The 11,589-nt window shown below is 36.9% G+C and carries 11 protein-coding genes; 5 read left to right on the top strand and 6 right to left on the bottom strand.

Annotated features, from left to right (window positions below):
• Positions 1-2 precede the first annotated feature (2 nt).
• Genes IPP64_11265 through IPP64_11255 form a run of 3 tightly spaced genes read left to right on the top strand, consistent with a single transcriptional unit; the run spans position 3 to position 3,046 of the window.
• Positions 3-1,235: an O-antigen ligase family protein gene (locus tag IPP64_11265; GenBank protein MBL0329970.1), complete on the top strand. Its 1,233-nt coding sequence runs from the start codon at positions 3-5 to the stop codon at positions 1,233-1,235.
• Positions 1,236-1,246: 11 nt separating this feature from the next.
• On the top strand, positions 1,247-2,455 hold the full coding sequence (locus IPP64_11260) for a DegT/DnrJ/EryC1/StrS aminotransferase family protein (protein ID MBL0329969.1): 1,209 nt from the start codon (positions 1,247-1,249) through the stop codon (positions 2,453-2,455).
• Entirely contained in the window at positions 2,456-3,046 is a 591-nt protein-coding gene (locus tag IPP64_11255) for a sugar transferase (protein MBL0329968.1), read from the top strand.
• A gap of 1 nt (position 3,047) precedes the next feature.
• Here IPP64_11255 and IPP64_11250 read toward each other — a convergent pair whose 3' ends face one another.
• Together IPP64_11250 and IPP64_11245 are read right to left on the bottom strand one after the other, a co-directional pair.
• Positions 3,048-3,920, bottom strand: a complete 873-nt coding sequence (locus tag IPP64_11250; GenBank protein ID MBL0329967.1) for a transglutaminase family protein — start codon at positions 3,918-3,920, stop codon at positions 3,048-3,050.
• A gap of 78 nt (positions 3,921-3,998) precedes the next feature.
• Complete coding sequence (locus IPP64_11245) at positions 3,999-4,874, bottom strand: nucleoside phosphorylase (protein ID MBL0329966.1); 876 nt, start codon at positions 4,872-4,874, stop codon at positions 3,999-4,001.
• Between the two features lie 91 nt (positions 4,875-4,965).
• Here IPP64_11245 and IPP64_11240 point away from each other — a divergent pair, with 91 nt between their 5' ends.
• On the top strand, positions 4,966-5,853 hold the full coding sequence (locus IPP64_11240; GenBank protein ID MBL0329965.1) for a universal stress protein: 888 nt from the start codon (positions 4,966-4,968) through the stop codon (positions 5,851-5,853).
• 24 nt (positions 5,854-5,877) lie between these two features.
• Complete coding sequence (locus IPP64_11235) at positions 5,878-6,759, top strand: universal stress protein (GenBank protein MBL0329964.1); 882 nt, start codon at positions 5,878-5,880, stop codon at positions 6,757-6,759.
• A 96-nt stretch (positions 6,760-6,855) separates the two neighbouring features.
• Here the strand turns inward: IPP64_11235 and IPP64_11230 are convergent, their stop codons facing one another.
• The 4 genes from IPP64_11230 to IPP64_11215 form a co-directional block, all read right to left on the bottom strand.
• Positions 6,856-9,219, bottom strand: a complete 2,364-nt coding sequence (locus IPP64_11230; protein ID MBL0329963.1) for a T9SS type A sorting domain-containing protein — start codon at positions 9,217-9,219, stop codon at positions 6,856-6,858.
• Between the two features lie 231 nt (positions 9,220-9,450).
• The gene (locus IPP64_11225) at positions 9,451-10,095 is read right to left on the bottom strand and encodes a hypothetical protein (GenBank protein ID MBL0329962.1); all 645 of its coding nucleotides are present in this window, start codon (positions 10,093-10,095) and stop codon (positions 9,451-9,453) included.
• 105 nt (positions 10,096-10,200) lie between these two features.
• Entirely contained in the window at positions 10,201-10,947 is a 747-nt protein-coding gene (locus tag IPP64_11220) for a DUF4197 domain-containing protein (GenBank protein MBL0329961.1), read from the bottom strand.
• 30 nt (positions 10,948-10,977) lie between these two features.
• Positions 10,978-11,589: a fumarylacetoacetate hydrolase family protein gene (locus IPP64_11215; GenBank protein ID MBL0329960.1), complete on the bottom strand. Its 612-nt coding sequence runs from the start codon at positions 11,587-11,589 to the stop codon at positions 10,978-10,980.

Below are 11,589 nucleotides of genomic sequence, written 5' to 3'. Positions count from 1 at the left end.
AAATGAACAGAACCGAATTTCATACGAAAGCACATGCTTATTTGGCAATGATGATTGCGTTTTGTTTGCCATTTGCTCGTTTAACACCCATTTTTATTGCTTTACTCTTGCTGAATTGGCTCATTGAAGGTGATTTTAAGAATAAATTTCAGTTGATTCTGAAAAATAAATTAGCACTGCTTTTTCTTGGATTTTTTATGTTGCATTTAATCGGTATGCTCTATACATCAAATTTGGATGCAGGACTATTTGATTTGCAAGTGAAATTATCGCTGTTAATTTTCCCTATTGTGATTGCGAGCAGACCCTATACGCAAGAGCAAGTAAGAAATATCTTTTTTGTTTTTATTATCGGTGGATTGTTCGCCTCTTTGTTTCTATTGTCCCGAGCAACATATACGTGGTTTGCTTTTTCTGAAAATAATTTTTTCTATCAAGCATTTTCTATTCTCTTACATCCAAGTTATTTATCCATGTATCTGAATGTTTCAATAGCATGGTTGTTATTGAGTTTATTTAAAAAGTCGGAATTGCCCACTCGCTTTTCACCCTTGCATTCTTTGCTGATTGTGCTTTTTTTTACTTTCATTATTGTTTTATTGTCATCGAAAATGGGTTTGATTTCGTTGGTGTTGCTATTTGTTGGTTTTACGATTTATCTGATTATTTCCCAAAAACGATACCTGATTGGAGGCGTTGCTTTGGTTATTATTTTAGCATCAGTTTTTTCCCTTGTTCAGTTTGTGCCTGAAATCGGAGGAAGGGTGAAAAATGCTATCCATGCAATGACAAATCCCCCCAAAGACAATTCCGAATTGGAGAGTACCGCAGTGAGGATGTTGATTTGGAAAGCAGCCAATAGCGTGATTGCTAAAAATGTGGTATACGGAGCGGGGACAGGAGATGGGAAAGACGCACTCTTGAAAGAATACCAAGAGCGAGGAATGGTAGGAGCATACGAACATACCTTAAATGCGCACAATCAATTTTATCAGGTTACGGTTAGTCTTGGGTTTATTGGATTAATCCTGTTGTTAAGTTGCCTTATTTTGCCTTTATTCGGAGTGTATACATCTCCCAGCTCCATATACATCCTGTTTTTATTAATAATAATTTTTAATTTTATTCCCGAATCCATGCTAGAGGTACAGGCAGGGGTGATGTTTTATGCTTTTTTTAATTCTTTACTATGCTTTTGTGCTAACTTTGTGACCAGTAAAACAACCAGATTATAATACGATAGAATATGATTCCATTTTCACCACCCCACATCGACCAAAAAATTGTTGACGAAGTAACGAAAGTACTTTTATCCGGATGGATTACAACCGGTCCTCGAACTAAATTGTTTGAGAAAGAGTTAACTAAGTATTGCGGAAATAAAGCAACGTTATGTTTAAATAGTGCTACTGCAGGTTTGGAAATTATGTTGCGATGGTATGGTGTGAAAGAAGGAGATGAAGTGATATTGCCTGCATATACCTATACTGCTACTGCGAATGTCGTAATGCACTGTGGCGCCAAACCGGTTTTTGTGGATGTAAATTCACATGATTTTAATATCTCTGTTGCGAATATTGAAAAGGCGATTACTTCTAAAACCAAGGTGATTATGCCTGTTGATTTTGGAGGACATGTTTGCGATTATGATGAACTAAATGCATTGGTTGTAAAGTACAAAGACAAGTTTAATGCAACCACAGAGGAGCAAAAAATGTTGGGTAGAATCTTGATTCTGTCCGATTCAGCTCATTCTTTCGGTGCGACCTATAAAGGCAAAAAGGCCGGTTCATTAACCGATGTTTCTGTTTTTTCTTTCCATGCTGTAAAAAATCTAACAACTGCTGAAGGTGGAGGAGTGGCCTTAAATCTTCCAGCTCCATTTGATAATGAGGCAGTATATAAATATCTCTGTGTAAAAACGTTGCATGGTCAAGATAAAGATGCATTAGCAAAAACACAAAAAGGGAATTGGCGTTATGATATTGTGGAGGCCGGTTATAAATGCAATATGCCAGATATTATGGCCGCTATTGGTTTGGTTGAATTAGAGCGTTATGATAACGAAACATCGAAAGGAAGAGAGCATATTTTTAAACAATATGATGCCGCTTTTTCCAAGTACGATTGGGCACAACTGCCAGAATATAAAACGAAAGATAAAACCTCTTGCTATCACTTATATGCATTGAGAATAAAAGGAATTACTGAAGGACAACGAGATGCAATTATCAAGGAGATTTTTGATTGTGATGTATCTGTTAATGTTCATTTTATCCCGGTTCCAATGATGAGTTTTTATAAAAAACAGGGATACGATATCAAAAACTATCCCGTAACCTTCGATAATTATTCTCGTGAAATTTCATTGCCTGTGTACGTTGATTTGGATGATAAAAAAGTAAAACGTGTGATTGATGCAGTTGTGAATTCTGTAAAAAAAGTAATCGGTTAAATGGGAAAACGCCTGTTCGATATTTTCTTTTCATTGATAGGCTTGATAATTCTGATTATTCCTTTCTTAATAATCGCACTCCTTGTTGCCTTCGATTCGAAAGGTGGTGTTTTCTATAAACAGATTCGGGTAGGAAAAAACGGTGTGGATTTTAAATTATTGAAATTTAGAACCATGCAAACGAATGCGGACAAAGCCGGATTGTTAACGGTAGGAGGCAGAGATAACCGTATTACTAAAATTGGTTATGGGTTGCGTAAATACAAAATAGATGAATTACCACAGCTCATCAACGTGTTGTTAGGAGATATGAGTTTGGTGGGGCCAAGGCCGGAGGTTCGAAAATATGTGGACCTTTATACCAATGAGCAACAGCGTGTTTTGTCTGTTAAGCCGGGAATAACGGATTATGCAAGCATCGAGTATAGCAACGAAAACGAATTGTTGGGCCAATCAGAAAATCCTGAACAGATTTATATCCATGAAATTATGCCTGCCAAACTAAAATTGAATTTAAAATATATTTCAGAGCAAGGTGTGGGAACCGATTTGAAAATTATTTTTAAAACAATCGCAAAGATTGTAAGCTAAACTACCCCAAAGAAGCTAATAATCCCTTCAACTCTTCACTTTTATCCGGATAGCCCAGTTTTTCGTACGAAGAAATTAAATTGCGTAGCAACCGTTTGATAATTTCTAAATTGGAGCAAGGTTCATAAAAAATAGCCAATGGTTCCAATTTTAATTGTTTTAAAAATGCATCAATTTCTTTTTGTCCGAATACAGCCCCTTTACTAAAAGGATTGATGTAGAAAAAAACATTGCTGCCTTCATTGCCTTCTGTGGATGGAACGCCCATGTGTTCGATGTCTACATAACAAAGGATAAAGTGTTCAGGAAGGTTCACCCCGTAGATGGGGATTTCTAAATTTTGTGCAATGATGGTGTAGATGATAGAAAGCAAAAGCGGATTACCTTTTTTACTTTCCAATACATTGTTGATGTATGAATTTTGAGGTGCGTGATAGTTGGTGGTGTTGCCGCTGAAATTATGAACGTCAAACAAAATGTGATTGATAATTTTTACCTTTTCTAAAGCGGTAAGATTCTCATTCAACTCTAACCAAACATCTTGTTTAATTTGGTCAATTTGTTTTTTGATTTTGGCGGGGTCGATATCAGGATACTGATAGCGGGCAATTAATAAGGCGCCTTCTAGTAGATTTTGTTGTTCGGGATGCGACCACTCTTTTAAGGCATCTTTTATAAGGTCGAACTGAATTTGGTGGATAATGTTTTCAATCCGATTTTGAATCAAAGTGTCGAATGAATGTTCCCAAGCGTCTTCCAATACGGGAATCACTTCCTCACCCAGCGATAAAAACTTCATACTAACTTCCTTGAAAACGACTTCATCTGGATCGTCCAATAAGCTAATGAGTGCGAAGACTTCTTGTTTGTTCATACCTTGGGATTAACTATTTGCACAAAAATAGAGCGCAGTTTCAAGGTATTTGTTGCTTGGGTGAAGAAGATTTCAACCTTACTTTGTTAATCTCTCCAATACCAACTGGATTAATTTCTCTATTGCTACATGGTAATTCTTGCTGTATTGTTTCGCTACCCGATTGGCTATAATAGCACATACGGTGCAGGTTTGATGACCAAGCAAGGCTCCCAATCCATAGAGGGCAGAGGTCTCCATTTCGAAGTTGGTGATCCGATTTTCATCCAGTTTAAAATCGGTTAATTGTTGATTAAAATCGGCTACCCAAGGAGTTAATCGTAATTTACGGCCTTGTGGTCCATAAAATCCTGGTGCGGTGGCAGTTATGCCTTTTGTAAGGTCGAATCCGATTTGATTGATTAATGACGCAGAGCCTTTAACTGCATAGGGATAAGGCAAGTTTTTTGCCCAGTTAGTTTGCTGCATAAAGGCTTCAGAAATCGTATTGTCATTTACTTTAGCTAAATCCAGATAATAATTTAATAATCCATCAAATCCGAGTCCGTATGAGGATACCACAAAACTATCAACCGGAATGTCTTTTTGTAACGCCCCGGATGTGCCTATTCTGACAATGTTCAAACTGGTATGCTCTTTTTTGATGGTACGTGTTTTTAAATCAATGTTTACTGCCGTATCCAGCTCGTTCATAAGGATGTCGATATTGTCTGTGCCAATTCCGGAAGAAAGCACCATGATACGTTTCCCGTTAAAAGTTCCTCCATGAGTAACAAATTCACGGTTTTGTACTTTAAAATCAATGGTGTCAAAAAAGGCGGAAACGGTTTCTACCCGACCTTGATCACCAACAATGATGATATTGGGCGCTATATTTTCAGGCAAGAGTTGCAAATGGTAAACACTTCCGTTCGGATTCAGAATAAGTTCCGTTTCTGCTATAGTATTATTCATATTTGTAGCTTAAAAAAGGTGAATGTATATTTGTTAAATAGGTTTATAATTGCTTAATTTGTGAGACATACTTCAAAAGTATTTAAAAATTATGATTCAATCTACTAATAAAATATTAGTTCCCATAGATTTTTCAGAACAGTCGCTTATTGCTTTAGAACAATCTTTTAACATCGCTCGTGAATATAATGCAGAAATTACACTGTTGCACGTGATTGAAGAGGCTGGTGTATTGGCAAAGTTCTTCTCGAATGATCAAAGTGAAGACATCAAAAAAAATGTACAGAAAGAGTTAGACCTGTTGGCAAAAAGCGTAGAGAAAAAAGCTAAAGTTACGGTGAATACATTGGTGGCAAAGGGAAGTATTTATGAGAAAGTAGCTGAAGTAGCAGAACTTATAAATGCGACCATGATTGTTATGGGTACCAATGGGGATGATGGAAAACGCAAACGTTTTATTGGTTCAAATGCGTTGCGTGTGGTTCGTGAATCGGCAGTGCCGGTTATTACAATTAAAGGAAAACACCATCGGAAAGGGTGCAAGAATATTGTGCTGCCACTTGATTTATCAAAGGAAACAAGAGAAAAAGTGACGAAGGCAATCGAGTTGTCAAAACTTTTCGGAGGGGCAACCATTCGTGTTGTATCGGTATTGTTTACTACAGATGAATTTGTGGTGAATCGCTTAACACGTCAATTAGGTCAAGTGAAAGCCTTTTTAGAAAAAGAAGAGATTGAGTGTACTGCTGAAATTATAAAAGGAATAAAAGGGGAAGAAACCTTGGCGGAGAACATCCTTGAGTATGCAGAGAAAGTGGAAGGGGATTTGATAATGATTATGACACAACAAGAAGTAGATTTTACGCAATATTTTATTGGTTCTTCTGCTCAAGAAATCATTAACCATTCTAAAATTCCAGTGCTTAGTATTCGACCTTTGCCTAAAAAAGATACAACATCATTTCCAAATCCATATTAATTCTAAACTAAATTCTACATATTTATGAAACCATTCGACATTAAAAAAATTCTAATTCCTATTGATTTTTCAGAAACATCCTTGTTGGCGATAGAGCATGCTGGTTTTACGGCTCAGCTGTTTAAAGCTGATTTAGTTTTGTTACATGTGATAGAGAAACATTGGGAACAATTCAGCATTATAGCACCAGAGTTAAGAATTTCCACACCTTCTGATTTAAACAATGCAATCGAGAAAAAATTATCAGAAGTAGCAGCAGACATTCTTAAGAAATATGGTGTAAAATCTACCTATGTAACCTCTTCCGGAAATATTTTTAATGAGATACATGCAGTTTCTAAAGAACATAATGTTGATTTGGTAGTGATGGGAACTCATGGAACATCGGGTGTTGTTGAGTTCTTTATCGGAAGCAATACCTACAAAATGGTTACGCAATCAGAGTGTCCTGTTATCTCTGTTCAAGCGCACGCAAAGAAATTAGGATTTACAGATATTCTATTGCCAATTGATGATTCTGCTCATTCTAGACAAAAAGTGAATCACGCAATTGTGTTTGCGAAACATTTTGCATCTAAAATTCACATTGTAGGATTATCAGATACAAGCGATGAAACGGAACGTAAGAAATTCGAGATTAAATTAGATCAAATAGAAGAATATTTGAAAAAATGTGATTTGCCTTATTCACGTAAAACCGTTGAAGGAAAAAATCAAGCAAAAACAACCTATGATTATGCCAAAACGGTAGGCGCAGATTTGATTGTAATTATGACCGATCAGGAAGAAGGAATAACAGGACGATTGATGGGTACATATGCACAGCAAATTATCAATCATTCAAAAATTCCAGTATTGTCGATTCAACCGAAAGAAGCCAATATTCCTTGGGTTCATCCGTACTAAGAATCGATCTAATTCATATTAAAAAAAACGTCTAGTAAGTTTTACTAGACGTTTTTTTATTTCGTTTTTATTGTCACTTCGAGCGTAGTCGAGAAGTTAATTTCTTACAAATCGTGTGGAGGAAACGTTGCCATCTTGTGTAAAGGCTTTTATCAAATAAATACCTTTTGATATCGGATTGAATTGAATGTTGTTTTGATCAGAAGTGGACGTAAATACAAGTTCACCCAACATATTGTAAATGGCAAATGATGCGATGTTTTCAGAAGCAATAATGTGTACGATATCGTTACTTGGATTTGGATAAACCTGAATTACCGTATTTTCCGAAGTCTCGTCTTCAATTGAAATGATATTAGAATAAGTAGAATTGCCATCAAAATCGACTTGTTTCAATCGGTAATAATTGATACCGGAAGCAGGCGTAGGATCCAAGAGATTATAATTTAAGGTACTGGTGGAATTACCGTTTCCGTTTACAGAAGCAATTTTTGTAAATTCAGCTCCATCAGCGCTTCTTTCAACATCAAAGTAATTGTTATTCGTTTCAGTGGCAGTTGACCATTCTAATTGATTACCATCCGATGTTGGATAACCGGTAAATGTAGTTAATTCAATTGGAAGTGGATTGACAAGTGTTGGTGCTCCAAAGGTGAATTGAAATGTTACACCGGTTGAAAATGTAGTAGCAGTTGCACCCGAAGCAACTGTTCCTGTAATTCCTGCAGTTGTAATAGTGCCAGTTCCTTTTGAGTTCCATGTTCCTGTGATTAATTCAGCAACACATAAATCTGCCGCAATTGGAGAGGAAATAGCACTTCCAATAGAAGAGCTTTCAGAGTTATCTTCCCAATAAAGTTTTACAACCGGAGTACTTGTTCCAAGGCTTCGGGTCATGTCCCAATATTCTTTATAACTCACATGGTTGATGCCAACAGCATTTGTATTACTCAATGCTTGATTGACATTGCAAGGGTCATCTAATTTGTGATATTCAGCCGTATAGCTATTTCCTCCGGCTATTCCTGAAGCCAATTCAATCCTTGCCCATTTTGCAGTTGCCACGGATCCGGTTGCTAAATAAACATCTCCAGTAGGAAAAACGAACGTGGTTGCAGAACCAAATAGTCTGGTTATTGGTCCATCAACAAATGAAGCGATAGATCCGGATGAAGTAGTTCCTGAGCCGGAAATAGTAATAACAGCGGATGATGTAATTAAACGGCCATTGATTAATCTTAAGTTTCCACTTAATGATGTAGCTTGTGTTAAAGTGACCCCACTGGATGTGATCGTAGAAGTATTGTTGATTGTTAATGTATCTGTTAAAGCAGTAGGAAGCGCATTGCCGGTAACTTGTGCCGCAGTCCCATTATAGTAGTAGTTGGCATTGGCATGAAATGTTTTGGTTGTTGTTTGGATACAACCGGTAGCTGCGGTGGTAGAAATTCCTCCCGCATGTTGTGTTAATAAAGTCGCTGTTGTTGCTAAATTGAAGGTGCCAGTACCGGTCATTGCAGCAGTTCGCATGTCCAGTTTTGCTAAGGCATTCACATTAATGATTCCTGTTCCTCCTACTGAAATGTTACCAAGAACAGTAAGTTCGGGGTTGGTGGCCAATCCGGTAGATGTATTGTCATTAATATTAACTGTAGTGCCTGAGTTTACTGCAAATGTTTTGGTTGCTAAGATACTGCACAAGCCGGATGCAGTAGTTTGGGTTATATTAAAAGCAATGGTGTTAGCCGCAAATCCGGAAGTGCTTTCAATAGTTTGTGCTCCTGTTCCGATAATATTTATGGTTCCTGTATTGGCAGCGGCAGCAGCTGTTTTTGAAATGGTTCCGCCTGTATGAACAAAATTACCGCTAAGATTTAAAACACCCAATCCGCCACCACCTGTTGTTGTACTTGAATTTAAATTAAGAGTACCTCCGGTAATATTCGTTGCACCAGTTACATTAATTGTTCCATTGGCTTGTGTACTTGTTGCAGCACTTGAGCAAACATTTAATGTTCCTCCAGAAAGATTAAACGTACCAGCTACATTTAATACACCATTTCCAACGGGTGAAGTGCTGGAAGTATTTGTACTAGTGGTAAGATTTAGTGTTCCGCCAGTTTGATTGAAATTTCCAGCGATGTCTACAGTCATTCCAACATTAAAAGACGCACTTGTACTTACAAGTGTGCATATGGCGTTTGGTTCAATAGACATATTACCAGAAACGACAAGGTTTGCAGTAAGTCCAGTTGTTCTTAAAATTAGAATATCTCCTCCCGTATGACGAATCGTTAAATTTCTTGCAACGGTTAGTTTTCCCCCTAAACTTATATTGACTGCTTGATTGGTATCAGCCCAAATAAAATCACTAAAAGCCGTTGCAGCGGTAAAGGTTGGACCAGCTGCCGTTGGTCCACAATCTCTTATCTCACAAATTGAACCCGTGTTCCATTGCACAGATGGTATTGTTCCGGTTGATGCTGTGAAATAATGTTGATATTTACTCGTGTTGTCAAATTGAAATTGGTTGACTCCGGGAGTATTATTTACTGTGCCGGAATTAATAAAAATGATCCTGTTGCATTTTGCACAGCAGGAGCTGTTCCGTTTTCCAAATTTGTGAAAACTCCACCATTTAGAATATTTATTAATCCATTATTTATTACTTTATTTAAAGTTCCATTTGCATTACTTAGGTCCCGAAGACATATGTTTTCCCGTTGAGTTATTTGTAAATGTAGCAGATGCAGCAGCACCATTATTAAATGTTCTTGTAGCACTGATTGTTAAGAATCCAGAATTTGTAAAATTGCCTAAAGAGGTAATAGCTGTGGCAGAATTATGAGTAAAAGTTCCTGTGCTGGAATTTGTTATGGTAGCACCGGCTAAAGTTACAAGTGAACCTGTATTAGTAAAAACTCCATTATTTGTAAAGATACTGGTAGCAGTATTAATATTCAATGTCCCGGCATTTGAAATTGTTCCGGCCGCAGTATTCGTTAACGTTCTACCTAAGGGAATTGTTAAGATACCTGTAGCAGAAATATTTAAAATTGCATTATTTGTAATGTTCAAAGCTGCTGGGCCTGTAATTGTATGGCCAGCCTGAATCGTGATGGTAACGCCTGCACCTGCTCCTCCAGTTGGAGGGAAAACATTGGTTGCACCAACCCATGTGCCTGCTGTTGCGCATCGCTCCCAATTTGCATTTACGTTCCATGTGCCCGTAAGTATAGATCGATAATCTCCAACATTCTGAGAAAATGAAGAAAGTGCAGCGCACGTCATAAAAGAAATAGCAAGAAGTAGCCTTCTAGACTTTTGGAGTAGCATTTTTGATTTTTTTTAACAGCACCAAAAATAAACTATTTTTTGATGCAACAAAGAAAAATCAGCACTAAAAATTTGCTAAAAATCAGAAGTGTACTTTGTTGATTTTTATTGAGTTAAGCTTCCGAAAACGCGTTTTAAAATATCGGTTACTCGCGCAACAGGGTCTTTACGAATTTTCAGTTCTTCATCGGCTATTAATTTAAACAAGCCCTCCATTGCTCTATCGGTTACGTAAGCTGTTAAGTCGGGGTTTTGTTTTTCAACAAATGGTACTTTATTGTAGTTATTAATGATTGGGCTCCAATATTTTGTTAATTCCACTTTATTAATAGCATTTTGAACTACCGGAGTGAATTTTTGACGCAATTCGGCAGTTGTTTTATCTCTTAAATATTGTGTTGCAGCATTATCAGAGCCTTTTAAGATAGCAAATCCATCACCAATGCTCATTCCTTTAATCGCATTCACAAAAACAGGTGCAGCATCCTTTGCCGCTTCTTCTGCTGAGCGGTTTAAGGTCATTACGAACTTGTCTAACTGTTCGTTCATTCCCAATTTTAAAGCCCAGTCTTTCACTTTTTGAGCTTCAGGAGGGAAAGGGATAAACAATGCAGGGTTTTTATAAAATCCATCTACTTTGGAAGCAAACGAACTGGAATTGTTTGTTCCAACGGTCAACGCTTCTCTTAAACCATTAATTACCTCTTCATTTGTTAAGGGATTGGAAGCGGGTTTCGTTCCGGAGTTCATGGCTTCCTTGGCAGCATCTGCTGTTTGTTGCAATTGTTGGGTGGTACATGCAACAATTGAAAATACAGCAATGAATAGAGTAGGGAGAAGAATTTTTTTCATGTCGTTTTTTTAATTAAGTATCAAATTTGATTATTTTATCTCAAACGTTAAAAGGCTTTCATTTTCTATAAACGCTTCTAATTTGTCGCCAATAGCAACCGGTCCAACTCCTTCTGGTGTTCCGGTATAAATAAGATCACCGGTTTTTAACGTAAAGAACTTTGAAACGTAAGCAATTACTGCATCAAAAGAAAAAAGTAAATCATTGGTGTTTCCTTTTTGAACAAGTTTTCCGTTTATGTTTAAATGGAAATGAATATTGTTCGGATCACTAAATTTTTTCTTGTCAACAAATTTTCCAATAGGAGCAGAGCCATCAAATGCTTTTGCTTTTTCCCAAGGTAATCCTTTCTCTTTACATTTTGCTTGTATGTCGCGTGCTGTAAAATCAATTCCAATGCCAATTTCATCATAATATTTATGTGCAAATTGGGCATCAATGTTTTTTCCAGGTTTGTTAATTTTCAAAACCAATTCAACTTCGTGATGAATTTCTTTTGAAAAATCAGGATAATAAAATGGTTGATTGTCTTTGATAATGGCCGTGTCTGGCTTTAAAAAAAATACAGGTTCAGTAGGAACAGCTGCATTCATTTCTTTGGCATGTTCAGCGTAATTACGACCGATGCAAATGATTTTCAT

This window comes from Bacteroidota bacterium, from assembly GCA_016722565.1.
Lineage (GTDB): Bacteria > Bacteroidota > Bacteroidia > 2-12-FULL-35-15 > 2-12-FULL-35-15 > 2-12-FULL-35-15.
This window is presented reverse-complemented; position numbering and strand designations above follow the sequence as displayed.

Excerpts from the sequence above, each read along its gene's own strand:
- IPP64_11265 (MBL0329970.1), top strand. The coding sequence starts at position 3 with ATGAACAGAACCGAATTTCATACGAAAGCACATGCTTATTTGGCAATG.
- IPP64_11260 (MBL0329969.1), top strand. The coding sequence starts at position 1,247 with ATGATTCCATTTTCACCACCCCACATCGACCAAAAAATTGTTGACGAA.
- IPP64_11255 (MBL0329968.1), top strand. The coding sequence starts at position 2,456 with ATGGGAAAACGCCTGTTCGATATTTTCTTTTCATTGATAGGCTTGATA.
- IPP64_11250 (MBL0329967.1), bottom strand. The coding sequence starts at position 3,920 with ATGAACAAACAAGAAGTCTTCGCACTCATTAGCTTATTGGACGATCCA.
- IPP64_11245 (MBL0329966.1), bottom strand. The coding sequence starts at position 4,874 with ATGAATAATACTATAGCAGAAACGGAACTTATTCTGAATCCGAACGGA.
- IPP64_11240 (MBL0329965.1), top strand. The coding sequence starts at position 4,966 with ATGATTCAATCTACTAATAAAATATTAGTTCCCATAGATTTTTCAGAA.
- IPP64_11235 (MBL0329964.1), top strand. The coding sequence starts at position 5,878 with ATGAAACCATTCGACATTAAAAAAATTCTAATTCCTATTGATTTTTCA.
- IPP64_11225 (MBL0329962.1), bottom strand. The coding sequence starts at position 10,095 with ATGCTACTCCAAAAGTCTAGAAGGCTACTTCTTGCTATTTCTTTTATG.
- IPP64_11220 (MBL0329961.1), bottom strand. The coding sequence starts at position 10,947 with ATGAAAAAAATTCTTCTCCCTACTCTATTCATTGCTGTATTTTCAATT.
- IPP64_11215 (MBL0329960.1), bottom strand. The coding sequence starts at position 11,589 with ATGAAAATCATTTGCATCGGTCGTAATTACGCTGAACATGCCAAAGAA.